29 protein-coding genes and 1 other annotated feature are annotated in these 24,143 nt (G+C 51.0%); of the genes, 11 read left to right on the forward strand and 18 right to left on the reverse strand.

Annotation, left to right across the window (positions count from 1 at the left end):
- Nucleotides 1-13: 13 nt before the first annotated feature.
- On the reverse strand, nt 14-460 hold the full coding sequence (locus tag RB297_RS28325; protein ID WP_192570588.1) for a hypothetical protein: 447 nt from the start codon (nt 458-460) through the stop codon (nt 14-16).
- A 182-nt stretch (nt 461-642) separates the two neighbouring features.
- On the opposite strand from RB297_RS28325, the gene RB297_RS28330 reads away from it, so the two are divergent.
- Both RB297_RS28330 and RB297_RS28335 read left to right on the forward strand, forming a co-directional pair.
- Nucleotides 643-1,815 (forward strand): MFS transporter, encoded by a 1,173-nt coding sequence (locus RB297_RS28330; RefSeq protein WP_096776652.1) that lies wholly within the window; start codon nt 643-645, stop codon nt 1,813-1,815.
- A gap of 414 nt (nt 1,816-2,229) precedes the next feature.
- Nucleotides 2,230-2,577, forward strand: coding sequence for a toprim domain-containing protein (locus RB297_RS28335; RefSeq protein ID WP_096776653.1), 348 nt, complete (start codon nt 2,230-2,232; stop codon nt 2,575-2,577).
- A gap of 123 nt (nt 2,578-2,700) precedes the next feature.
- Here the strand turns inward: RB297_RS28335 and RB297_RS28340 are convergent, their stop codons facing one another.
- The 3 genes from RB297_RS28340 to RB297_RS28350 all read right to left on the reverse strand — a co-directional run bounded on the left by RB297_RS28340 (nt 2,701) and on the right by RB297_RS28350 (nt 4,840).
- Nucleotides 2,701-3,318, reverse strand: a complete 618-nt coding sequence (locus RB297_RS28340) for an SCO family protein (protein WP_192570587.1) — start codon at nt 3,316-3,318, stop codon at nt 2,701-2,703.
- Between the two features lie 80 nt (nt 3,319-3,398).
- Nucleotides 3,399-4,337: a heme o synthase gene (gene cyoE / locus RB297_RS28345; protein WP_009592896.1), complete on the reverse strand. Its 939-nt coding sequence runs from the start codon at nt 4,335-4,337 to the stop codon at nt 3,399-3,401.
- Nucleotides 4,338-4,621: 284 nt separating this feature from the next.
- Nucleotides 4,622-4,840 (reverse strand): alpha/beta-type small acid-soluble spore protein, encoded by a 219-nt coding sequence (locus tag RB297_RS28350; protein WP_015737431.1) that lies wholly within the window; start codon nt 4,838-4,840, stop codon nt 4,622-4,624.
- Between the two features lie 122 nt (nt 4,841-4,962).
- Between RB297_RS28350 and RB297_RS28355 the strand changes: the two genes are divergently transcribed.
- Nucleotides 4,963-5,130 (forward strand): hypothetical protein, encoded by a 168-nt coding sequence (locus RB297_RS28355; protein WP_009592873.1) that lies wholly within the window; start codon nt 4,963-4,965, stop codon nt 5,128-5,130.
- 11 nt (nt 5,131-5,141) lie between these two features.
- On the opposite strand, the gene trpS is transcribed toward RB297_RS28355, so the two are convergent.
- Nucleotides 5,142-6,128 (reverse strand): tryptophan--tRNA ligase, encoded by a 987-nt coding sequence (gene trpS, locus RB297_RS28360; protein ID WP_015737432.1) that lies wholly within the window; start codon nt 6,126-6,128, stop codon nt 5,142-5,144.
- 91 nt (nt 6,129-6,219) lie between these two features.
- Nucleotides 6,220-6,461: a binding site (T-box leader), on the reverse strand.
- A 178-nt stretch (nt 6,462-6,639) separates the two neighbouring features.
- Here trpS and RB297_RS28365 point away from each other — a divergent pair.
- Nucleotides 6,640-7,629, forward strand: coding sequence for an aldose 1-epimerase (locus RB297_RS28365; protein ID WP_192570586.1), 990 nt, complete (start codon nt 6,640-6,642; stop codon nt 7,627-7,629).
- A 208-nt stretch (nt 7,630-7,837) separates the two neighbouring features.
- Nucleotides 7,838-8,059, forward strand: a complete 222-nt coding sequence (locus tag RB297_RS28370; RefSeq protein WP_006212633.1) for an alpha/beta-type small acid-soluble spore protein — start codon at nt 7,838-7,840, stop codon at nt 8,057-8,059.
- 93 nt (nt 8,060-8,152) lie between these two features.
- On the opposite strand, the gene RB297_RS28375 is transcribed toward RB297_RS28370, so the two are convergent.
- Together RB297_RS28375 and RB297_RS28380 are read right to left on the reverse strand one after the other, a co-directional pair.
- Nucleotides 8,153-8,557: a hypothetical protein gene (locus RB297_RS28375; RefSeq protein WP_009591435.1), complete on the reverse strand. Its 405-nt coding sequence runs from the start codon at nt 8,555-8,557 to the stop codon at nt 8,153-8,155.
- 293 nt (nt 8,558-8,850) lie between these two features.
- Nucleotides 8,851-10,644: a M3 family oligoendopeptidase gene (locus RB297_RS28380; protein WP_375121952.1), complete on the reverse strand. Its 1,794-nt coding sequence runs from the start codon at nt 10,642-10,644 to the stop codon at nt 8,851-8,853.
- Nucleotides 10,645-10,789: 145 nt separating this feature from the next.
- Between RB297_RS28380 and RB297_RS28385 the strand changes: the two genes are divergently transcribed.
- Nucleotides 10,790-10,975, forward strand: a complete 186-nt coding sequence (locus RB297_RS28385) for a YycC family protein (RefSeq protein WP_096776657.1) — start codon at nt 10,790-10,792, stop codon at nt 10,973-10,975.
- Nucleotides 10,972-11,202: a hypothetical protein gene (locus tag RB297_RS28390; protein WP_009591425.1), complete on the forward strand. Its 231-nt coding sequence runs from the start codon at nt 10,972-10,974 to the stop codon at nt 11,200-11,202. Before RB297_RS28385 ends, RB297_RS28390 begins: the two co-directional genes overlap by 4 nt.
- Before the next feature lie 78 nt (nt 11,203-11,280).
- Here RB297_RS28390 and RB297_RS28395 read toward each other — a convergent pair whose 3' ends face one another.
- Entirely contained in the window at nt 11,281-11,976 is a 696-nt protein-coding gene (locus RB297_RS28395; protein WP_255250656.1) for a DUF2225 domain-containing protein, read from the reverse strand.
- A 57-nt stretch (nt 11,977-12,033) separates the two neighbouring features.
- Nucleotides 12,034-12,411 carry a globin domain-containing protein gene (locus tag RB297_RS28400; protein WP_036671870.1) on the reverse strand — a complete coding sequence of 126 codons (378 nt, stop codon included), beginning with the start codon at nt 12,409-12,411 and terminating at the stop codon, nt 12,034-12,036.
- Nucleotides 12,412-12,816: 405 nt separating this feature from the next.
- Here RB297_RS28400 and ylbJ point away from each other — a divergent pair, with 405 nt between their 5' ends.
- Both ylbJ and RB297_RS28410 read left to right on the forward strand, forming a co-directional pair.
- On the forward strand, nt 12,817-14,034 hold the full coding sequence (ylbJ, locus tag RB297_RS28405) for a sporulation integral membrane protein YlbJ (RefSeq protein WP_375121953.1): 1,218 nt from the start codon (nt 12,817-12,819) through the stop codon (nt 14,032-14,034).
- 76 nt (nt 14,035-14,110) lie between these two features.
- Nucleotides 14,111-14,914 carry an NAD kinase gene (locus tag RB297_RS28410; RefSeq protein WP_375121954.1) on the forward strand — a complete coding sequence of 268 codons (804 nt, stop codon included), beginning with the start codon at nt 14,111-14,113 and terminating at the stop codon, nt 14,912-14,914.
- A gap of 119 nt (nt 14,915-15,033) precedes the next feature.
- Here RB297_RS28410 and RB297_RS28415 read toward each other — a convergent pair whose 3' ends face one another.
- Both RB297_RS28415 and lipA read right to left on the reverse strand, forming a co-directional pair.
- Nucleotides 15,034-15,573, reverse strand: a complete 540-nt coding sequence (locus RB297_RS28415; RefSeq protein WP_375121955.1) for a YutD family protein — start codon at nt 15,571-15,573, stop codon at nt 15,034-15,036.
- A 28-nt stretch (nt 15,574-15,601) separates the two neighbouring features.
- Complete coding sequence (gene lipA, locus RB297_RS28420; RefSeq protein WP_009591422.1) at nt 15,602-16,495, reverse strand: lipoyl synthase; 894 nt, start codon at nt 16,493-16,495, stop codon at nt 15,602-15,604.
- Between the two features lie 222 nt (nt 16,496-16,717).
- On the opposite strand from lipA, the gene RB297_RS28425 reads away from it, so the two are divergent.
- Nucleotides 16,718-17,800 carry a M23 family metallopeptidase gene (locus tag RB297_RS28425; RefSeq protein ID WP_096776662.1) on the forward strand — a complete coding sequence of 361 codons (1,083 nt, stop codon included), beginning with the start codon at nt 16,718-16,720 and terminating at the stop codon, nt 17,798-17,800.
- Nucleotides 17,801-17,910: 110 nt separating this feature from the next.
- Here the strand turns inward: RB297_RS28425 and yunB are convergent, their stop codons facing one another.
- The 6 genes from yunB to RB297_RS28455 form a co-directional block, all read right to left on the reverse strand.
- Nucleotides 17,911-18,873, reverse strand: coding sequence for a sporulation protein YunB (gene yunB, locus RB297_RS28430; RefSeq protein WP_096776663.1), 963 nt, complete (start codon nt 18,871-18,873; stop codon nt 17,911-17,913).
- A gap of 104 nt (nt 18,874-18,977) precedes the next feature.
- The gene (locus tag RB297_RS28435) at nt 18,978-19,334 is read right to left on the reverse strand and encodes an ArsR/SmtB family transcription factor (protein WP_096776664.1); all 357 of its coding nucleotides are present in this window, start codon (nt 19,332-19,334) and stop codon (nt 18,978-18,980) included.
- A gap of 3 nt (nt 19,335-19,337) precedes the next feature.
- On the reverse strand, nt 19,338-19,763 hold the full coding sequence (locus tag RB297_RS28440; RefSeq protein WP_096776665.1) for an SRPBCC family protein: 426 nt from the start codon (nt 19,761-19,763) through the stop codon (nt 19,338-19,340).
- 191 nt (nt 19,764-19,954) lie between these two features.
- On the reverse strand, nt 19,955-20,380 hold the full coding sequence (locus RB297_RS28445; RefSeq protein WP_375121956.1) for a DUF1801 domain-containing protein: 426 nt from the start codon (nt 20,378-20,380) through the stop codon (nt 19,955-19,957).
- A gap of 122 nt (nt 20,381-20,502) precedes the next feature.
- On the reverse strand, nt 20,503-21,300 hold the full coding sequence (locus RB297_RS28450; protein WP_096776667.1) for a TrmH family RNA methyltransferase: 798 nt from the start codon (nt 21,298-21,300) through the stop codon (nt 20,503-20,505).
- 73 nt (nt 21,301-21,373) lie between these two features.
- On the reverse strand, nt 21,374-22,036 hold the full coding sequence (locus RB297_RS28455) for a potassium channel family protein (protein ID WP_009591426.1): 663 nt from the start codon (nt 22,034-22,036) through the stop codon (nt 21,374-21,376).
- Nucleotides 22,037-22,178: 142 nt separating this feature from the next.
- Here RB297_RS28455 and sspI point away from each other — a divergent pair, with 142 nt between their 5' ends.
- A complete protein-coding gene (gene sspI / locus RB297_RS28460) occupies nt 22,179-22,415 on the forward strand; it encodes a small acid-soluble spore protein SspI (RefSeq protein ID WP_009591415.1) in 237 nt (78 codons plus the stop codon).
- 82 nt (nt 22,416-22,497) lie between these two features.
- Here the strand turns inward: sspI and RB297_RS28465 are convergent, their stop codons facing one another.
- Nucleotides 22,498-24,078: a peptide chain release factor 3 gene (locus RB297_RS28465; protein WP_036665046.1), complete on the reverse strand. Its 1,581-nt coding sequence runs from the start codon at nt 24,076-24,078 to the stop codon at nt 22,498-22,500.
- Nucleotides 24,079-24,143: the final 65 nt, after the last annotated feature.

The raw sequence follows: 24,143 nt of genomic DNA on the forward strand, positions 1-24,143 counted from the left end.
CGTTCGTCATTTGTTATTTCATTGCCGAATTGCTCTTGGCATCATCGATAAAGCTCTGAATCGTATCGTTGATGTCCCACTTCCCTACCGAAACACCGCGGAAGGTGACTTCCACCTCTTTCGAACCGGCGCTTCCTTTCAACTCGAGATTGGGCGCTTTAATGGAGTACGTGCCGTCTCCATTCGAAGTATATTGTGCTTCCTTCGCTTCCTTCATCATCATGTTCAGCGCTTCTTTTTTTATCGTATCCACCGTCTCTTCCTTGACCGTGGTTACAACCTCGCCGATTTTGTCCAGGGAAATTCCGCTGTACACCAGCAATCCCCCGATGATGAGCACGGCAAGTGCCCACTTAATGACGGTTCTCACCACGTTCAGCACGATAAACAAGATGATTAAGGCGATGGCGATGACCAGCCAATTTTGTTTAAGAAATTCAATCCAGACCTGAGTATCCAATTCGTTTTCACTCCCGTCAATCGTTTCAAAAGCGGCGGTTTATGGCCGTCTTGTTAATTATACATGATACCCCGCAAAGCTGTCAGCCAACCGGGTCTTTTCACAAAAAGGTCTAAGCTTGACCTTTCGTACGTACAAGTAGTAGTACCATATCAACTTTAGCCGGATAGGAGGGTGCCATATTGAAAACCGCTTTATGGCTCTATATGTTTTTGTTTCTGGCGTTTTTTGATTTGCATGCTCAGTATCCTGTACTGACGCCCTTTGCCATTTCACTTGGAGCAGCCCCTACGTTTATCGGCTGGATGATGGGCATTTATGCTCTAACCCATCTGCCCGGCAACCTGCTTGCGGGCAGTCTGATCGATCGTCACGGCAGCAGACGCTACATTATTTTCAGCCTAACCGCCGCCGGTATCATTCTGCTTCTTCAGGCCCATGTCCAATTGCCCTGGCAGCTGCTCGTGCTCCGCTCGATCAGCGGCTTCGTGCTGGCCTTTCTGTCACCGGCCTGCCTAGCGCTGCTGGCGTCGCTCTCCCGGGATCCCGTTACGCAGGGCAAATATATGTCCGGTCATGGCGTGATCCACACCCTTGCCTCTGTCTTGTCGCCGGCTGCAGGAGCTTTCATCGTCGCCAATGCCGGATTTTCCGGCACATTCCAGAGTCTCGGCTGGCTTTTGATTTTCACGGGCTTGATGGCGTTTCTCAGTCTCCCGAAGCCGATGTCGGCCGCTGCTAAACATATGGATCAGCAGGCTGAACCGATCAATAACGAGAAGCCGGCACGGCTTCCGTTTAGCTTGCGCTTATATTTGATTCCTTTTGCGATTGCTTGCTCTCAGGGAATCCTGTTCTTTGAAATACCGCTTCGGGAAAGCGGGCTGGCAAGCATTATGTCCACCGGGCTTCTCTTCTCCGTCATTAGCCTTGGAGCCCTGGTCACGCTAAGCATGCTGTTCCTCAACCGTTATGCGCCTCATATCAGGGTGACCATAGGCGTATTCGGGCTGGCCATATGCTTCTACGCCCTAGCTGCAGCAGACCATGTACCGATTATGATTATCCTGTTTACGCTCGGACTTGCCAAAGGCTTGCTATTCCCGGCTTTATCCTCTTTGTTCATTCAGCTCAGCGGCGGAGGCAGGCTCGGCAAAGTGTTCTCATTTCAGTCCATCGCCATGTCGCTGGGATCCTTTGTCGGCCCGATCGCGGCTGGACAGCTGCGCACGGTGGTATCCCCTTATTTTGTTGCGTTTCTCATGCTGATGACGGTTCTGCTGCTCCTACCCAAACGCAATCGTGAGGCACCTTTGACAGCCATCTCGCCCGAAACCCCAATCTCAACCGTCTGATGAATTTGTCCCAAGTTAAGAACAGCGCCCAAATCAACGCGGATGGGCCAATGCACAGTCCATATGGGTAAACCCACATAAGATACAGTGTGGCAAATGACCACGAACATTTAACCAAGGGGTGAAGTAATCATGAGTCATGTTCATCATAAACATTGCCATGGGGGCCATGGAAATTCCGTAGGAATGATTCTTGTATTGTACATTCTGCTCGTCATCATTCTGAGCTGTTTCTAACTAGAATACATGGATTTACCTTATTTCGGCCATCCACTGGATGGTCGTTTATTATGCCTCCTTTTGCATGATCGGCAGAAAACAAGTTACACTATACCTACATCATTCGACGGCAGATCAACATTTCCCGGGGAATGCTGCCAAGGATCTCCGTATCATGACAGAGGTGAAAAAAAGATGCCGATATTTCTCATTGTAGAGGGCAAGAACGACCGGAGCCGGCTGCGTCGGCTGCTGACTACGGATATAACCATCCTGTGCACTTTCGGAACGTTAAACACCGCCAAGCTTGAGAGTCTGCATAAACAGGTGAAGGATCAAGAGGTGTACCTTTTTATGGATAACGACAGCTCCGGCAAAAAAATTCGCGGGGCTCTGCGGGACGTCTTTCCAGATGCCGAACAAATCTATACCCGCCGGGGATATGCCGGCGTTGAAGGAACTCCCGACGAATACTTGATTGCCCAGCTGGAGAAGGCAGGGCTGGAGGAATTCATCATCTACCCGCCCCCTGACGTATTCTGATGAACTGCGTCTATTGTCAAGGATCACAAGAGCATCTTGAATGGCTTCAATTTTCGCTATTTAAATAAAAAAGGCGTCCTCCATCTTTAACGATAGAGCGCGCCTTTTGGTTTTACCTGCAATTTATTCCTTAATCAAAGCCTTGATGTCCTTCACGATATCCTCGGTCTTCACTTCGGATGGATCCGCAGCATTATAGGTCTTCCGGATATTATTGTCCCGGTCCACCAAGGCAATGGAATTGCCATGCGTGAAATTCGTCGAGTTGTTGCCCAACAGCGGAATTTTGAAAGACTCCTGCATCAGCTTCCGCGTTTCCTCCTGGTCTCCACGAAGGAAGTACCAGCCGCTGTAATCGGCATAGAATCGGTCTCCGAACTCCTTAATCTTCTCTTTCGTATCGGTCTCCGGATCAAAGGAGATGGACACAAAGTTAACTTCTTTACCGAATAAACCTTCTTGTTTCAAGTCCTCCTGGATCTGAGACAGAACCAGCGTCGTAATCGGGCACACATCCGGGCAGCTGGTGAAATAGAAGTACATAAGCTTCACCTTGCCTTTGGTATCCTCCGACGTGATCGTTTTCCCATCTACATTCTCCATGGAATAGGCAGCAACCTCACGAACGATCGGAAACTTCTCCTTTCCGAATCCAAGCGAGTTGTATACCAGGTAGATGGCTGCTATTACGCATATAGCGAGCAGTACCCAAGTCCATTTGTAACGTTTGAATGCATTCATGACCTTCCCCGTTCTCCCTTCGTCTCAGGCAATCCCTGTTCTATCAGGTTTTGGTGTATCGCTAAAAGCCCAGCCACCTGTTAAAAGGTGGTATTGAGTATGAGAACGATCAGGCTCAAGGTCAAGTAGTTGATGGAGATAATGAATACTTTTTTGGACCAAGCTTCATCGTCCTTGGCACGGAAACCTTGGAGTGCGGCGTAGAGCCACCAAATAGCCAGAAGGAGTCCGATGACCAGAAAGAATATACCGGCATATCCGTAGGCGTACATCAGGATGGGAATCGGTATGAGAAGCACCAGGTAAGGAATCATCTGATACTTTGTGCGTTTAATTCCTTTGACAACCGGCAGCAAAGGGAATCCCGCTGCACGGTATTCTTCCACCCGGCGAATGCCCAGCGCCCAGAAATGCGGCGGCTGCCAGAGAAACAGCAGGGCGAAGAGCAGGACGGCTGCCATATCTACGCTTCCGGTCACGGCCACATAGCCGATTACCGGAGGCATGGCACCGGAGATCGCTCCGACCGACGTGCTCCATGTAGAAGAACGTTTAAGCCAGAGAGTGTACACCACAACGTAAACGAACATTCCGACGGCTCCGAATAGGCCTGCCAGCACGCCTGAGAACAAGAACAGGACGGCTAGTCCCACGACCCCCAGAATGACGGCATACCAAAGAACAACCTTGGGTGTCAAACGCCCGGTTGGAAGGGAGCGATTCCGGGTACGCTCCATCTTCATGTCGAGCTCCCGGTCAAAATAGTTATTGAAAACACAGGACGAAGCCATGACAAGCACAGTTCCGAGAAGTGTCATAATCATCAATCCAAATTGGATATCCCAACGCGATGCCAGCCAAAATCCGGCAAAAGCCGCTATCAAATTTGACCGGATGATTCCGGGTTTCGTCACCGTGATAAAATCTTTCCAAGTCCCCGCCTTATCGGGAGGTGCAGGCGCTGCCGAGGCCAGTGCTGCGGATTCTGAAGGAGCCTGGTATCTCAAGTGATTATCCACGTGTTAACGTTCCTCCTTGTATCTGTCGTTATGGAGGAAGTACTGCCTCCGCTATAAAGTTTATCATATCATTAGTAAAAAGTGTTTAGCAATCCTTCGGAATTCATTCCATCTATATGACAATTCAGTGACATTTGGAAGGGATATCACCTTGACGTTTCGCCGTTGTTTAAGGCACAATTTGTCTATGTAGCAGGATGCCTGTCGGGCCCCCGATATGAATACAAAGCCCGGAGCGCTGACATAGCGCTCCGGGCTTCCATACTCACGTTATGAGAGAGAGATTACAGCGTGCGGCCAGACCCCGAAAGAGCCTGTTCAGCTTGCTGTACCAAACGTTTAGTAATGTATCCGCCCAGGGATCCTGTTTCACGGGAAGTATAGTTACCATAGTAACCGTCCTGAGGAATCGTTACGCCTAGTTCTTGAGCAGCCTCGAGTTTCAAACGTTGTAATGCTGCAGTAGCTTGAGGTACAACCAAATTGTTGCTGCGACGTGCCATATTAAAAATCTCCCTTCACTGAATGTCTGTTATTCCAGTGCAAGCTTGCAAACTTATTATGGCTCCTTCTTGCAACGTTATACGTATTTTTAAAATTTTAATCTTTGGAGGTTTTTTTCATAATGAGTAAAGGCTTATCCCTATGGTTTGCGGTCTCTTCCATCGTCCTGTTGACCGCCTCCGCCATATCCATCAGCTACAACGGATTTCTGGCCGTCGGTCTGGCGCTGCTCTCCATCCTCAACATAGGCTGGGGATTCATTATTAAATCCAAGCGCAAGCCTTCCTAGAAGACCCTCGTTTATTTAGGAGCCAGAAATCCCATCTTGTCCTTCACGCCATCGAGTATTTGGGCAGCGGTCTTCTGCGCCTGCTCGGCTCCTTTGGCGAGAATGTCATGAATTTCACCGGTTTGGCGAATTTCGTGGTATCTGTTCTGAAGCGGCTCCAGAGCGGCTACGACAACTTCGCCAAGCTCCTTCTTGAATGCCCCGTACATCTTTCCTTCGAAACGAGACTGCACTTCCTGCAAAGACACCCCAGCACACTCCGAATAGATGCTCATCAGATTGCTCACCTCAGGCTTAGCGGAAGGATCATACACCACTTCGGCTCCGGAGTCGGTTGTAGCCCGGCTGATTTTCTTGCGAATTTGATCCGGCGTATCCAGCATCGCGATATAACTGCCCTCAACCGGATTGCTCTTGCTCATCTTTTTGGAAGCGTCGTCCAGCGACATGATTCGCGCACCGACTTCAGGGATGAACGGCTCCGGAATATTGAAATACGGACCGAACCGATGATTGAAGCGTGCAGCCAAATCACGCGTGATTTCCAGATGCTGCTTCTGGTCGTCTCCCACCGGCACAAGATTTGCATTATACAGCAAAATGTCTGCGGCCATAAGCGCAGGATAAACGAACAAGCCGGCCCCAACCGATTCCTTGCCTTCCGATTTGTCCTTGAACTGGGTCATCCGTTCCAACTCGCCCATATTCACCAAGGTGGTCATGATCCATCCCAGCTCGGCGTGTTGAGGAACATGGGACTGCAAAAAGATATTGGCGCGGTTCGGGTCGATTCCGGCGGCAACGTACAGGGCCGCGACCGATTCCGAGCGATCCCGCAGCGAGCTAGGCTCCTGCGGTACCGTTATTGCGTGCAGATCGACCACCATAAAATAACAGTCATGCTCGTTTTGCAGCTTCACAAAATTTTTAATGGCTCCGATGTAGTTGCCGAGCGTTAGATTACCGCTTGGCTGAATTCCCGATAATACGGTTTTCATGACTAGCCCTCCATTTATTTATATTGTCATTTAATCCAAGTCTGCCCCGTCCTTGCGGGAGCATATAGGAACGCAAAAAAGCCTCACATCCGCAAGGGACGTGAGACCGTGGTGCCACCCTTATTCGCTGCAAGCATCATCCTACGCAGGCTGCAGCCTTCCATTCTTGTAACGGAGAATACCCGGCCGGCATATTAAGGAATAACAGCATTATCCCGTTCAGCCCGGCACTCGAAGGGCCATTCAGCAAAGCGGATCCGCCGGTTCGCATCAACCACCGGCTTTCTGAAGGATGGGCCGCACCTGCTTACTTGTCCTTGTCATCGTGTTTCAATCATAATGGATCACTATTACATGCAATGATAAAACTCTTGCTCTGCCTTGTCAATTCCAATTTGGAATCAAGATGTACGGGCCTATTTGAAGCATTTCTTTTACCCTTTCCGCAAAAATCTGTTATGATGTGGTTAATCGTCCAGACCATGATTTCTGTTAGTAAAGGAGCATCGATATGAATCAAGTGACCAAAGGCCAGTGGAATGGTTACGACACCTATATTTTAAACAGCGGCCGTCTTGAAGTGACTCTCCTTCCTCGTCTAGGTAATAACGTCATTGGGATTAAAGACAATGAAAACTCACGCGAAATCCTCCGAAAACCAGATGAAAGCGAGCTTGCATTCTATCTACAGAAGCCTTACCACTTCGGCATTCCGATGCTCATACCGCCAGGCCGGATTTCCAAGGGCCATTTCGAATATGGCGGAACGTCGTATCAATTTGACCAAAATACCGCGAACGACAATCATATCCACGGCCTCCACCGATCACAGGCTTGGTGTGTCAGCGACATAGAGGAGGAGGATGACGGCTGCGCCGTTTCGACCGAGTTCATCTCATCGGATGATCCGAAATGGATTGCCCAATTTCCTGTGCCGCTGAAGCTGGAGATGACCTTCCGTCTTCAGGGGACACGCTTAACGCAGAGCCTTCGCGTAACGAATCTTGGCGCTAGCCCCGTTCCGTTCGGCATGGGTTACCATACGTGGTTCCTGCTGGACGGCGAACCGCATCGCTGGACGCTGGATCTGCCAGTTGAAGGCATTTATACTTTGAATAACGAACTGATCCCGACCGGCGATCTTTCACCTCTCGGCCATTTGGAACAACTGAATTCGGGACTAAACCTGAAGGATGCCGACCTGGATACGATATTAAGGATCCCTGAGGGCAAACCTGCCGAGGCCTTGCTGAAGCGGGACGATGGTTACCAAATTCATTATTCGGCAGACCGTGCCTTCTTCAAGCATTGGGTGCTCTATACCAAAGGTGTTGCCGAGCAGTTCCTCTGCATCGAACCGTACACCTGGCTTCCCAACGCACCCAATTTGAATCTCCCGAACGAAGAAACCGGGCTGATTCATTTGGAACCGGGACAGACCGTGAATCTGACGACCAAGATCAGCATTCAGAATACGTCACCGGAGGCAGAGCAAGCATAAGCCAGCGTCTCCATTGACACATAACATCCTCATATACTTAACTTTTCAGCAAGAGCAGCCCTTTGAATAACAAAGGGCTGCTTTTATTTGATCTATGAACAATGCCTACGGGTAATTTTACCAGCAGACGATCTGCCTCCTGCACGAATGAGATCCCTATCAATCAGGTCATAATATCCTCATACAACACCAAAGGAGGTGACATGACATGGCTCAAGGTCGTTCTTCTAACAATCTTGTCGTACCTCAAGCAACTGCAGCTCTTCAACAATTGAAGATGGAAGCTGCTCAAGAACTGGGCGTAACGATTCCACAAGACGGTTACTATGGAAACTATACTTCCCGTGAAACCGGTTCTTTGGGAGGTTACATCACCAAACGTCTGGTACAATTGGCTGAGCAGCAATTATCGGGTCGTTCGAACCTGTAATTAGCATCTCTTCCCTCCAGCCGTAAATAGAAAGAGGCGATCTTCTCCCCAAAGATCGCCTCTTTCGTTATATGTTCTATATAATAAATGATTTCAGGATTCCGAAGCAGCTTCGGCATATGTATTACGAGGGTACCGTATCATCAAGTTGGCCATGTTATAGTTGGATTCAAGCACAGCATCCACAACGACGATGCCTTGTCGTACCATAAATTCATAACTGATTTCGCCATGTGTCCAATGGCGTTTATGTTTCAGACTTTCAAGCGCCATCGAACGAAAAGAGAATTGTTGAGCCTCACTTAGCCCCTCCTCTTGCGGAGCTATGATCCCGTTACGCCCAGACAATGGATTATGCCGTATGCCAAATTTACCAATTACATTGTTTCGTATTTGTACAAAAACCGTCCCCGAGCTTAGACCTCCCAACTCTTCTTCCAGCTCTTTAAACACGATGTCCAGCTGCCTAGCCAGTGATAATTGATCTAGTTTTACCATCCCTTCTCCCCTCCTTTATTAGTAAATCTTCCCTATTATTAGGGCTTATGACTCATTATAGGGGATAGAAATCATTGGATCAACAATATTCAACACATTTGGGTATTTATTACTAAAATTGCACAAATATTTTAGTTTTCCGCTCCTTTATTGCGTCAACTTTCTTTCTTTTACGACAAAAAAAGAAGCCCCGAAGGAGCTTCTTTCGAATATGGGAGTAAATCTGCAGTCGGAGATCAAACGCCATAACAGGAACTGCATTTTTAACTGTTTTTTCGAGGATAACCAACAATTTATGCTAAATGCTCGGTCATTTGCAAGAACTGCTTAATATCGCTTACGCAGGAGTCCGCCGCGCTTTGCCAGAAGTCGCGCTGGGTCAGATCTACGTTCAGATGTTTCTTTGCCAGGTTCTCCACGGACATTACGCCTGTGTCTCGAAGCAAAGCATCATATTTGTCCGCAAAGGTCGGACCTTCTTCCAATGCCCGAACATAGAGGCCCGTACTGAACATATAACCGAAGGTATACGGGAAGTTATAGAACGGGGTGCCCGTGATATAGAAATGAAGCTTGGATGCCCAGAAATGCGGATGGTACGATGTCAGGGCATCACAGTATGCTTCCTTCTGTGCCTCCACCATCAAATCGGAGATCTCCTCGCTGCTCAGCAGACCGTTCTTCCGCTTGTCATAGAAGCGGGTTTCGAATAAGAAACGTGCATGAATGTTCATAAAGAAGGCCACGCTGTTCTGAATTTTCTCTTCCAACAGAGCCAGCTTCTCCTCTTCGCTGCCTGCCCCCTTCACCATCGCATCAAAAACAATCATCTCGGCGAAGGTGGATGCCGTCTCGGCGACATTCATCGCATACTTTTGGTTAAGCACCGGAATTCCGCCCATCAGATGCTGATGATAGGCATGACCCAGCTCATGAGCCAGGGTCGAGACGTTCGAGGCCGTTCCGCCAAACGTCATGAAAATCCGCGTCTGGCCGCTTGCCGGGAAGGAGGTACAGAAACCGCCAGGTCGCTTCCCGGGGCGGTCCTCGACCTCAATCCAGCTCTTGTCGAACGCCATCTGCGAAAAATCAGCCAATCTCGGGCTAAACTTACGGAATTGCTCCACGATGTTAACAGCGGCATCGTCATACGAGATCTTGGTTGCCGAAGTACGGAGCGGAGCATCCACATCGGTCCAGGACAACCCGTCCAGACCGAGCAGCTTCGCTTTGCGGTTCAGGTACTCCACAAGCACCGACTTCGTATCCTGGATGACGGCCCACATCGTGTCCAACGTCTCGCGGCTCATCCGGCCAATCGCCAGCGGTTCTTTCAGGACATCGTTCCAGCCGCGGTTCTCGTACAGTTTCAGGCGGTAGCCGGATAGATGGTTCAAGGTATCCGCGCAGTAATCAGCGGAATCTCCCCAAGCCTTCTCCCACTTCTCAAACATGGATTGGCGCACTTCCCGGCGCGGATCATGCATTTTATTGAACGCTTGCCCTGCCGACAGCCTGACCGTCTCTCCGTCTTCCTCATACGGAATTTGGATTTTCTTCACGATGGTGTCGTAGAACTCCCCCCATCCGTGATAACCGTCTACCCCCAGCGACAGAGCCAGGCTTTCCAGCTCGGGACTCATCTTATCCTTCGCGAGATTGCGGCTTTCGTTCAATACGAATTCCAGCTCGGACACCTTATCCGTACCGGTCCATGCGGTCCAGAGCTCATCGTTCATTCCGCGAAGCACGTTATCGAACTGGTTCTTCACCGACTGCAGGGCCGCGGACAGCGTAGTTACCCGCCCGGACAATTGAACCGCCTTCTTGTCATTCACGTTCTGTGCGGTCAGGCAGCCTACGAAGGCAGAAACCTCGCGGATCCTTGCATAGGCGCTCTGGAACTGCTCAAGGAAGAGCTCCAGGCTGGACGCGCTCTCGATGGTCTCTGGAACAGCCAATGCCTTGACGTCTTGCTGAAGTTGATGTACATCCTGCTCCAAAGCCTCAATAAAGCTCCCGAGCTGCGGCGAGGAGGAGCCTCCTGGAAATATCGATTCCAAATCCCAAGTTTGTTGAAGTGCCATCGAACATTCATCACCTTTCGAGATAAAATATGAATTCAAACGGAATACCATTTGTGTGGACTTAGGGAAAAGTGTATAACTATATATAACTAAAATACTGTTTACCTCTTGATCAAACAAATTACTGCTGGAGGAGCTAGAAGCCATGAGACCTTTGCAAATTTCACCGGAGACGGCGGTTACACTGTCCAAGCAGCTGGGCGTTCCGCTGGAACAGCTGATGCATATGCCTCAGCATATATTAATGCAGAAGATTGCCGAGCTTGCCAAAAATGAGGAAGCGAAAGCAACCGCGAAAGACGATGAGTCCCATTCATCGGAGAACTCATGATTCCTTTTTCGAATACGTGGCCTTATGATGTCGTTGGCAACGACGTATATGTACACAGCTGCCCCTTCTGCGGGACCGACAATGTCTTGCTTCCCATGAAGCCTAAGGAGCTTGTAAGCGTTAGGGAAGGGAAAAAGAAGCTGCTCATCTTCCCCTGCTGCCACAACAAAGTTACCGTGCTGGACAGCGACATCGACTATTTGCTCACGGATCAGCGATTGCGCTGACTTTATCTTAAAACGAGCCATCGCTGCAAATTGCAAATCAACAGCCTGCTGGCCCACCGTTCAGCGGGCTGTTTGCATTTAAGACTCCGCCGGAATCGCCGCGTTCTTCTGCTCCCGGATCTGTTCGGCTATCAGCTTCCACTGCTCTCTGGAGGCTCGGATCATGGCAGCATCCATGATCTTCTCGTCCTGGACCACTCTGGAGAACCACTGAACCGCCTCCTGGAACTGTCCCAGCCGGCGATGAATCTCTCCGATCAGGTACAGCAGACGGGCATCATTGGCCCCTACCCCTTCCAGCTCAAACACCCTGATATAGGATTCCAGGCTGTAGCTCAAAAACCGCTTCTCTTGATCCTCGTTGCCCTGATACCGGTACAGCCAAGCGATATGGTGCAGCAGGCTGGCAACGATGCGATCCCGCTCCCCGATCACCTGGGCGCAGAGGAGAGCCAGCTTGTACGACTCCAGAGCATCCTCCAGGTCGCGCGGACCGCCCATATCCCTCTTCTCCCAGCGACATCCAACCTGGTCATAGAAGAGCGTCTTCTGCCGTTCATTCAATTTCAGGGTCGAGTTTTCCGTCGAAGCAAAACCGCATTCGGGGCAAATCCGCACCACGTAAAAATCGGGGTTCTCCGATTTGTAGTAAGCGCAGAAATCCGTATCCGTACGGTATGCCTTCTTAAAGCTCGGTCTCACCCTGGACGTTAAGTATTCATGCTCACAGTGCGCACAAACCACCTTGATGGAATACAAGGGTTCCAATTTCACGCCATTCGCCATCCCTTCATTCGCGTCTAATTCCTGTCCGTTTCTAGATCTAAGGCACTACGGAGTATTCACGAAATGGTGGGCGGGACCCGAAAGACGCTGCAGCACAAAATCACGTAAATCATCCTCCACGCCGATTTCGATTAAGGCTCCGGCCATGCAGCCAAGCCATTCTTCGGCATGACGGTCGGTAATCGGGAATTTCATGTGCCTGGCCCGCATCATCGGATGTCCGAACGCTTCCGAGAACAAGGCCGGCCCTCCGAAAAACTGGCTCAAAAACATATATTGCTTCTCCATCACCGGCATGATATCTTCCGGAAACAATGGCGAAAGCAGCTCATTTTGCTGCACTCTCGGATAAAAAGCTTCGACGAGCGATCGTACACCCTCGGCACCCCCGAGGTTATCATAGATGCTTAAGTTCGGATTCATATCCGCTAATTCTCCCATCTGTTTATGATTCGCTTTCGATTGGATGTACCTGTCCATTATAGCAAAAAACAACAAAAAAAGGCGCTAAGCGATGGTTAGCACCTTTTAGAACTTATTAATAACTGCGCCAGTCCTCTTCACTCTGGACGAGAGAAGCACGTATAACATAAACGAAGGCGCATACCAGGATACCTGCGACTATGCTCATGATCATCACTCCATCCAAACATAATACGAAAGATGTGCTTTGATGGTTTTTATTATAGCACAATATCCCCGAAAATAAAGCATAAATGTAACCGCTTTCTCATGTTTTTTATACTGTTTGTCCTATATGCTGCATAGATTTTAAATATCGGACCATATTCTATCATTCACAACGATGCCAGGGGGCGTATTCCTTATATGACCATGAAAAAAATGGGCTGGCTCATGCTCGTATCGGCTCTGATCAGCGTAATTGTCCTGATGGCTTTGTTTCCCGAAGCGGCGCTCCAATCCGCACTCCGCGGCCTGGCGATATGGTGGGACGTGCTGTTTCCATCCCTGTTCCCGTTCTTTGTCATTTCAGAGGTGCTGCTGGGGTTTGGCGTGGTGCATCTGATCGGCACGCTCCTGGACCCCATGATGCGACCGTTGTTCCGAATTCCGGGCGCAGGGGGATTCGTGGCCGCGATGGGATATGTTTCAGGTTACCCCGTCGGTGCCAAATTAACCGCCAAATTGTGGGAGCAAAAAATGGTAAATCGGGAGGAAGGTGAACGGCTTGTTGCCTTTACTACCTCCTCGGATCCCATATTTCTGATCGGAGCGGTATCCATCGGCTTCTTTCACGATCCCAAAATAGGTTTCATACTGGCCCTGGCCCACTATGGCGGAGGGTTCCTGGTAGGACTGTTAATGAGATTTCATGGCAAGCGCGAGTCCAATGCATCAACCGATTCGCTCCTCCTGTCCCAAACGAAGACAAGCCGGCTCAAGTCCGCCTTTCAGGCCATGCATGCTGCGCGGGAGCAGGACGGCCGTGATCTCGGCACGCTGCTGAGACAAGCGATTAACTCATCGCTTCAGCTGATTATCGTTGTCGGCGGTCTTGTGGTTTTCTTCTCCGTGTTTCTTGAACTCTGGACCCGGGCCGGCGTCATGCCCGCGCTAACGGAGGTCATCAGCTTGCTGTTATCCCTCGTTGGCATGCCCGAATCCTTATCCACTGCCATCGTGGGGGGACTGTTTGAAGTGACGCTGGGCGCACGCTATGCCGGGGAAGCGGGTGCCGCTATTCCTCTGCCATACAAAGCGGCCGCGGCAGCCTTTATCTTGTCTTGGGGCGGCCTGTCCGTTCATGCCCAGATCATCAGCATCCTGAACTCTACCAACCTTAGGTATTTTCCGTTTGTCGTAGCCAGGCTGATCCACGGCATTATTGCGGCCACCGCCGTGTTGCTGTTGTGGAGAAGCGTTATGGGGTCTTCGATACCGACGCTGGCGGTGCCGTCTGTTTCGGATTCCGCCCTAAACGGGTATACCCATATTATGGCGGCTTTCTGCATCCTGCTCGGTTTCCTGATTGCAGTTGCGTTGTTTATTCAGATCCTTCGAGGACTGCAGCAGAAATTCCGCTAATTCCCAAGGTGAACATTGTGTTCTTCTCCAAGATTGATTATCATCTTTATATAACCTTACAAAGGAGCTTATCAACTTGAGATATTATGTTCTGGACCGCGGTGACCCATTGTCTGTCGAGCTGACCCAGCAGTTTCACAAGCTGGCGGAACAGCGGGGGTTTGTGCTGGATGCAGAATCTCCGGAGATTGTGGTCTCGATCGGTGGAGACGGTACGATGCTGCACGCCTTCCATACGTTTATAGACCGTATTCCCGACCTCGCCTTCGTCGGCGTCCATACGGGCCACTTGGGATTCTATGCTGACTGGAAGGCGGATGAACTGACGGAGCTAATTGATCATATGAGCAGAGAAGGCGAACACGGCAACGTGAAGCCGCGCCTCGTCAAGTATCCCCTGGTTCAACTGGAAATCCATAAGAAATCAGGAACGTCCTCTTACATTGCCTTAAACGAATTTACGCTTAAAGGCGTTGACGGTACCGTTGTCGCGCAAATTGACATCAACGACGTGACCTTTGAGATGTTCAGGGGAGACGGCATTTGCGTATCCACGCCATCCGGCAGCACGGCGTATAACAAGAGTGTCGGCGGCGCGATGGTTCATCCCTCGATCGATGCGCTTCAGATTGCGGAAATCGCCTCGATTAACAACCGGATTTTCCGTACGCTGGGCTCGCCGCTGCTTCTGCCCAAGCATCATCATTGTGATATATTCTCGCGAAAAGAACAGCGTTTGCTGCTTACCATCGATCACGTTAATATCTCGATTGACGACCTCGTATCCGTGCGCTGTCAGGTGGCGGAGCAGCAGGTCAGTTTCGCACGTTATCGGCCGTTTCCGTTCTGGAACCGCGTCCGCGATGCATTCCTTGGTTAATATGAAGAGGACCCTTTTCTTACATTTACCAGGAGGGCCAACGCTTCACGAAGTCTTACCTTACCAATATCCGAAAAAAGAACGGTCTACCTGCCAAAATACAGGTGACCGTTCTTTGGTTATTGCGGCTGCTCTGAGGGCACATGAGACTCCTTGGAAGGCTTTGCTTCCTTCTCCTTGGGGGCCTTGGCTTCGCGCGGCTCGCGTCTTGAATCCTTGCCTTCGCGCCGCTCGCGCTGGTCCTTGTGCTCCTTGCCCGGTTTTGAACCCTCTTGGGCTTCCTTGCTTCTCTGTGCTTCCCCCTCAGCCCGGTTATCCTTAGGGGATGTTTCTCGAACCTCTACAGGCTCTTTCGTATTGGAGGCATGCTCTTTCGTTTCCTTCTGCTCCTTCGTTTTCTGAAGCACAAAGTGAGCACAGCCAAAATTGCAATATTCGTTAATGTAATCGGACATGCTGGAAAAGGTTGAATCCTTGGCAGCCTTGGGATGATTGTCCCGATAGAAGCCTTTAAGCCGAAGCTGATTGTAACCCCAGTCTCCCACGATGTAATCATAGCGGTCCAGCACCTCGCTGTACCGCTCCCGGAAAGCTTCCAGATTCCAGCCGTTTCGATGGTCCTTTAACACTTCATAGCTTTTGTTTCCGATAACGATCATTGAAAGCTTCCCCTGCCTTTCCAATAGGTTAAGACTGCACCGTCTCTTCCTTGTTGCGTTCCGCAGACTTCACTTGCTCGTGTGCATGATAGGAGCTGCGCACAAGAGGACCGGACTCCACGTGGCTGAATCCGCGCTTCATTCCTTCTTCCTTCAAGATCGCAAACTCTTCCGGCGTGTAGTATTTTTCAACATTCAGATGTTTCGGCGAAGGCTGCAGGTATTGGCCGATCGTCATGATGTCGCATCCCACCGAACGCAAGTCGTCCATCGCCTCCAGAATTTCATGCCATTGCTCCCCGACGCCCAGCATGATGCTGGATTTGGTCGGAATGTCAGGCTGCATCGCCTTGGCATTCTTCAGCAGCTGCAATGAGCGGGAATACTTGGCTTTGGCACGTACGCGATCGGACATACGCTCCACCGTCTCAATGTTGTGGTTCAGAATATCCGGCTTTACGTCCATCACGATTTTCAGCGATTCTTCGTCTCCCATGAAATCCGGGATCAGCACTTCCACCGAGCACAGCGGCAGGCGTCGGCGAATGGCTTTGACGGTTTCGGCGAATATGTAGGCACCGCCATCCTTCAGATCATCCCTTGCCACGCTTGTTACCACGCAGTGGCGCAGGTTCATTTGCTCGGCCGCCTCCGCTACCCGTTCCGGTTCCTGCAGGTCCAGCTCCGTTGGAAGCCCCGTATTCACGGCGCAGAATCGGCAAGCGCGGGTACAAATGTCACCCAGAATCATGAAGGTTGCCGTACGGTTAGCCCAGCATTCGTAAATATTTGGACAGCGAGCCTCTTCACACACCGTATGTAGTGTTTTGGATCGCATCATGCTTTTGATTTCTTTATAATTATCGCCAGTAGTCAGCTTGATTCGAATCCAGTCAGGTTTTGGCTGTTTGGTTTTAGACAAAGAAAAAACCTTCTTTCGAATGTAATGATGTAACTCAAGACATACCCCATCGTTTGCTGTCCCATATTATATCATGAAAACCATCATATTACTTGTTTCGCATCGATATGAGATTAATCTAGTTGCGGCATGGATAAAAATCCTTGTTTCGATTCACCCTACAGGTAGGCATGACTGTCCGTCCTTAATTACGACTATCGAAAAAGGGAGGAGAAGGACAATATGAGGATTTTACAACCATTGCGCGCAAAGGGCATCATGTATCGGTCCACGGCTGCAGTCATGGCTGCTTTGATGGCTGCCTGCTGCATGTGCGGGCCTGCGTCCGCATCCGCCTCCATGGCGGTCAGCGCGGCTGACGATTCGGCTAAAGCAACGGATGCTGCAGCGAATTTTGCGGACCGGAAATCTTTATACGATCAGGTTTCCACCGTTACCCAAATTCCTTGGCACCGCCTAGCGGCCATTGACCAGTATGAACGAACGCTGACCCGGGTTCATCCCAAGGATCGAAAGCATCCGGACCGCACCCTAGGTATCTTTATCCCTTCCACCCGATGGGCTGGTCCGCTGAATCCCAATCAGGAAGACGTGAATCCCACGTCGATCAGCGTGTTCTCCGGGATCGGGCTCGATGGGGACGGGGATGGCAAGGCAGACCCTAATAATGATATCGACTTGCTCTACACCGTTGCGACAAGACTTTCCCCTTATGGGCATGCCGCTGATGATTTCAGCATCGGCCTATGGTCATACTACCAGAACACGCGGGCCGTACAGCGCATCATGCAGTATGCCAAGCTCTACGAGACCTTCGGGAAGCTGGACCTGTTCGACCATGCGTTTCCCCTTCCCGTCAAAAGTAACTATTCCTACCGAAGCACCTTTGGCATGGGACGCAACTGGGGAGGCAAAAGGGTTCACGAAGGAACGGATTTGTTTGCTTCATACGGAGTCCCCGTTCGAAGCACCTGTTACGGCGTCGTCGAAATTAAAGGCTGGAATAAATACGGCGGCTGGCGCATCGGCATCCGGGATTTGAACAATCATTACCATTATTACGCCCATCTGCAGGGGTTTGATAAAGGGATTTCGCTCGGGGATGTCGTTACGCCGGGTCAAACCCTCGGCTGGGTCGGCAGTTCGGGCTACGGCAAGCCGGGAACCCAGGGCAAATTCCCGCCGCACCTGCATTACGGCATCTACCGGGACACCGGATTGACCGAATGGGCTTTCGATCCTTACCCGCTGCTGAAGCACTGGGAACTGGAAGAAAAACGCTCGAAGAAAAAAACGCGCTCCTGAATTCAAACCAGGGGCGCGTTTTTCCTTTAAGGGCATACCCTCATGTCACATAGACGGCCAATCCATGCTGCACGTACACAATACGGTTTGAGAATGAGCGAATGAGCGTCCTACTCGCCTGTTCCGCTTCCCTCCGTATGCCCTGATATGTCGGCGCCACCCGGCGTAGGCACAAGAGGCGTCGTCGATCCCTGGGCAGGAGGGTCCGGCGTCGTTGAAGGCGGAATCTCCTGCTGCCCGTCATGGGTGTTCTCGTCCGTTACCGGTGGCGGTATCGCGATGCTCGGTGCGCTTGCCTTATTCTCGCCGACCGCCTTTCCTTGGCCGTCGTAATAATACATCGGCACATCGCCTACCACGAGCAGATACGAGATCGGAATATCGGTTTCCACGATTTGCGGCTCCATGTCAAAAGGAACGACAACCGCTACCTCCGTCACGATGTGGACGAACACCTCCACCAGGATCATATTGATGCCGGCCCCCTGCTGCCTCGTATCCAACTGAACCTTTACCGCTCCTTGGGGTTCGATTTTTAAAGGTATTTGCGGACCGAATGAAGCGATGATCGGGCTTTTTAACACCTGTCCCAGCGGAATCTGCTCTTTGCGCTTATGGATTTCGTCCAGCGTGCTCTGCACGACCTGTGTCGTATGGGACGTGATTTTTAAATGCTCGGCATAATTCAGCATGAATCCGGTCACTTTGCCCGAGCTGTCCGTTTTCCAGTTGACCAGATTATCAAAATCCTTGCCCTGCGTCACCTGGGAGGTGATCGCTTTATTGATGGCTTCGGTAGCGATCTGCTTAACCCGGATTTGGGCTAAATGCATGATCGGCGGCCGCAGATTCTGCTCGATATACATAAAAAACTCAACGATCCCAAACACAAGGAGCAGAGCGCCGATCAGCCACCATTTTTTTGTGCTCCGCCGTTTGGCAGCCTGAGGACGCCCCCGGCTCTGCGGTACGGGCCGAAAGCCTCTGCGCGGTGGTTTGTAAGCTCTCCTTGGTTTAGGCCACGACAGCGACGGAAAGGCCAAACGCCTGCTTCCCCATCTCTTTCGTCTCATGCTTGGTCCCCCCTATTTACGCCCCGAGGAGCATGTTTACCATGGCAAGCTCTCCTGTATAGAAGGTATGCGGACAAACGGCAAAAAAGAAGAGCAAGGATGGCTTATCCTCGCTCTTCTATGTCGTTCGTTGAATCGTCTTCTTGATCTTCCACGTAATATTTCAGCATCGACAGTTTGTTCTCCCAGAAGCGGTCGAAATAAGACAGCCAATCCTTCAATTCCTTAAGCGGCTCTGCTTGCAGGCGATAGCGGGTCTCGCGTCCCACCTTGCGGTCCTGCACCAGACCGGCTTCCTCCAAAATACGGAGATGCTTGGACACGGCGGTTCGCGTCATGGAGAAATGTCCCGTAATTTCTTTAACCGGCATTTCCTTATCGCTTAACAAGCCGAGCAGCTTACGGCGAGTCGGATCTGCGATGGCTTGGTAGACATCATGCTTCGGAGCGGCCTGCGACATCGGTTACGCCTCGACGTATCCTGCAAGCTTCTGGACAATGCCAGCCCAGCCGTTGTCCATGCGGCCTCGAACGATGTCATGAGCTTCCCCGAACTCGGTTACTTGATCCGCTGTCCATCCGCCGTGGATGAGCGTGAATTCCGTATGGTCTCCCTGCTCCACCAGTTCGAACGTAACGCTCCAATCCTTGCCCCAGTTAAAAGACAACCGGTTAGGTTCATCAATAAGCGTCACCTTGCATGGTGAGTTTCCGAAGGGGCCGGCATTCAATTGAAACTCGAACCCTTCCACCGGTTCAAAATTGTTAGGCATAAACCACGCCGAAATCCCTTCAGCTGTGGCTACGGCTTTCCACACCTTCTCGATGGGCGCTTTCAGCACAAGAGTATGACGAATATCCGGCAGCTTGCCGTTAGTTGCGTTGTCCATATCAGATTGATCCCTCGCTTAAACTTAAATTATGAAACCATTTGGTTTCCATTTATGCATTATAGGACACCAAATGGTTTTACGTCAAACCCCAATATTCACCTGTTCGTCATCACCCTTAGGTCAATCAGCCGACTAATCGGCTCAAAACAGAGACCTTGCCAGCACACCGCACTTAACTCAACCTCAGGTTAGGGTTGATCCGGGTAAGTCTTTTTCAGGAACGCGATCGATTCGCGAATCAGCTGCTTCAGCACCTCAACTTCAATGTCCGCCACTTTATTAATGTACACGCAGCCTTTCCCTGCCGTATGCTTGCCGAAATTCGTCAGCAGCTCCTCCCGCTGATCATCGCCTGGCGCAAAATACAGGCTGATCTTCGCTTTTCGCGGCGAGAATCCTACAAACGGCGCATCTCCCTCATGGCCGGAAGCGTAACGGTAATGGTAGGAGCCGAAACCAATGATGCTGGGTCCCCACATTTTGGCCGAATACCCGCTCGTTTCTTCAAAAATCTCCAGCAAACGATAGGCATCCTCCCGTTTTTTCGGCGAATCCACTTGCTCGATAAACTCCACCACGTTGTGATCCGTTTCTTTTGTTTTTTGCTCGTACACGGGTTTAACTCCTTTCGAACATGCCTGTTATTATGACCATCTCTGTCAAGAATAAAAAAGGCCGGTTATGATCAGCAATATTATCTAATCATTCCCGCCCCTAATCGAGCTATTTCCTGTCTCTATAAATCAGCATACTCCCTCTGCCTTAAAGCCTCGTACATCAATACGGAAGCGGCCATAGCCGCATTCAGCGATTCGGCACGCCCCGGCATGGGGATACGGATGGCATCGTCCACGAGTGCCGCGACCTCAGGCGAGACGCCGCGTCCTTCGCTGCCGATGACGATCCAGCTTGTCCCTTTGAAGTCGTACTCGAAGCATGAGCGCTGTCCTTCCAGCATGGTGGTCACCAATCTGGCTCCCCGTTCCCTGGCTTCCGGCAGGATGCTCAGCAGATCACCCTCCAGCACCGGCAGATGGAACAGAGATCCCATGGTGGAGCGCAGTGTCTTGGGATTGTACAAATCCGCACAGCCTCGCCCCAGGACCACGCCGGCAGCCCCTACGGCATCGGCGCTTCGTATGATGGTTCCCACATTGCCCGGATCCTGGAGACCGTCGAGAACAACGACCAAACCGTTCTCGCGCAGGATCAGGTCCTGCCATTGCCGCGCTTCCTTGCGAATGACGGCAAACACCTGCTGCGGCGACGGCGTATCGCTGACCTTCGATATGACGGCATGGGATACGCCGATCCATTCGGCACCTTGTCCTGTATCCGTAATATGACGAAGCTCTTGGGGGATGCCCTTGTCCACGTCATAAGCCACGCACTCGATGTCCGCGCCGGATGACAGGGCTTCCTGTACGAGATGGATGCCTTCCACCACGTACTTGTTCTGCTTGTCCCGGTGTTTTTTCTCCTGCAGCTGTGCCCAGCCCTTCACTCTGGCGTTCTGCGGCGATAATATCTCCATTGTTAATCCATCCGTTCTTTACATATATACTCATCAGAGCCCGGGTTCGACCCGGTATCCGAAGCTGACGGCTTTATTTGGGATAAGCAAGCTCCAGCTTCGTTAAGTCATTCTTATGTCCGACGATGACGAGCACATCGCCTTCCTCAATCCGGTCATCCGGACTCGGCGAAATGTTCATGTCCGCATCGCTTCGAATCGCCATGACATTGCACCCGAATCGTGCGCGAATATCCAGCTCTCTCAAATTGTGGCCAATCAGCTCGCCCGTAGCCAGCATCTCCATAATGCTGTAGTCGTCCGACAAATCGATATAGTCCAGAATATTCGGCGAGACCAGATGGTGGGCAACCCGAAGCCCCATGTCCCGCTCTGGGAAAATCACCTTGTCCGCTCCGATCTTGTTAAGCACTTTTCCGTGCAGCTCATTCTTCGCTTTTACGATAATAGCCGGTACGCCAAGATCCTTCAGAATCAGCGTCGTCAAAATGCTGGATTGAATATCCTCCCCGATAGCCACGACAACCACATCGAAATTCCGAATGCCGAGCGCCCGGAGCGCCTCTTCATCGGTCGAATCCGCCGAAACGGCATGCGTGACCATGCTGGCAGTTTCCTGAATACGCTGTTCGCTCGCATCAACGGCTAATACGTCAAATCCCATGCTGCTCAATTCCTTGGCAACGCTTGTGCCAAAACGCCCCATACCGATTACTGCGTACTGCTTCTTAGCCATTTATATATCCCCCCACGAGCCTAGGTCGATCCTTAATCATCAATGTTAACAGTATATCATACTGTCCAGAATACTTGAATGTAACTCCCCTGGAACGGGCACATTACACAATGACCCTTATATAACAAGGAGGAACATTTCGATGTCCATATTGTTAGATCTAAGGCAAGCCGTCATTCATAAAGTCCACAATCAGGACGAAGAAGAGCTGCGCTCCATGATCGAGGGTTCCGTTGACGGGCCTGAAGCCGCCCTGCCGGGACTCGGCGTGATGTTTGAAATGATGTGGAAAGACATGGATGCTGCCCAGCAAAATACCCTCGTCTCTTCCCTTCACGACCATTTGAAAACCGTTACGCCTGGCAATCTTCAGGGATAATCCCGCGCTCAACAAAAAGAACAATCCCCTCAGCCTTCAAGCTTAGGGGATTGTTCTTTATACTGCATATTTATGCCATCGCTTACGGAGCGGTCTCAAGAAACTTGGCGGTTGGGTTCTTGTCTATGGCGGTTCTCATCGCATACTCATTTTCGAAGAGAACGACATAATTATCCTTCTTGTCTTTCACCAGGGTCGAGTTAATCCGGAACTTGGACGGATCAATGTTGTCGTCCACGAGCCAGCGGGCGAACTGATACGGCATCCGTTGCAGCTGGACATCGACGCCGTACTCCCCCTTCATCCGATACTCGAACACTTCGAACTGGAGCTGGCCGACCACCCCGAGAATGGTCTCGTCGAAGCTAACGGTGCGGAATACCTGAATGGTCCCCTCTTCCGTCAATTGGTCAATCCCCTTCTGATATTGCTTATGCTTCAGCGCATTCTTCACGGTTACTTTGGCAAAGATCTCCGGGGAAAACGTCGGAAGCTCGTCGAATACAACCTCGCGTCCTTGGCTGAGGGAATCCCCGATCCGGAAAATACCCGGGTCAAACAGACCGATAATATCGCCAGGGTATGCCTCCTGCACAATATCTCGATCCTGCGCCAAAAATTGCTGCGGCTGCGCCAGCTTGATTTCCTTGCCTACCCGCACATGCTTCACGCTCATACCGCGTTCGAACTTGCCCGATACGATTCGAAGGAAAGCGATGCGGTCCCGGTGAGCCGGATTCATGTTGGCTTGGATCTTAAATACGTAACCGGAGAATTTCTCATCGGTCGGTTCCACCACGCCTTCCGTGCTGCGGCGCGGCTCCGGCTTCGGCGCAAGCTGGAGGAAGTTTTCAAGAAAGGTCTGGACGCCGAAATTGTTGATCGCACTGCCGAAAAATACTGGCGTTAACTGCCCCTGCATCACTTTCTCCAGATCAAACGGGTCGCCGGCAACATCCAGCAGCTCCAGATCCTGACATAACTGGTCATGCAGATAATCGCCAGCCATTTCGCGGATGAGCGGATCTTCATACCCTTCGACCTTCTGCACTTTAATCGTGGAATGGTCGTCCCCTTGGAACAATTCCACCTGATTCTTCACCCGGTCGTACACGCCGCACAGGTCGCGGCCGGAACCGATCGGCCAATTCATCGGTACGGAGCGGATGCCCAACACCTGCTCAAGCTCTTCCATCAGGTCAAACGGACTGCGTCCTTCGCGGTCGAGTTTGTTGATGAAGGTGAAGATCGGAATGCCCCGCTTCGCGCAGACCTGAAACAGCTTGATGGTCTGGGCCTCGACCCCTTTGGCTACGTCAATCAACATGACGGCGCTGTCGGCAGCCGTCAACGTACGATAGGTATCCTCACTGAAGTCTTGGTGACCCGGCGTATCCAATATATTAATCCGATGCCCTAAATAATCAAATTGCATCACGGACGACGTGACGGAGATTCCCCGCTGCTTCTCGATCTCCATCCAGTCACTCGTTGCATGCTTGCTCGCTTTACGAGCTTTAACCGATCCGGCCAGACGAATGGCGCCCCCGAACAAGAGCAGCTTCTCGGTCAGCGTCGTCTTACCGGCGTCAGGGTGGGAAATAATCGCGAACGTGCGACGCTTATCCACTTCCTGCTGCAGTTCATCTATTAGCTTTGCCATTTCACTTATCCCTTCGTAACTAAAGTCATGTATATCATTGTACCACAATTCATACGCAAATCATC

Source organism: Paenibacillus sp. CR_12 (genome assembly GCF_041953985.1).
Classification (GTDB): domain Bacteria; phylum Bacillota; class Bacilli; order Paenibacillales; family Paenibacillaceae; genus Paenibacillus_AQ; species Paenibacillus_AQ lautus_A.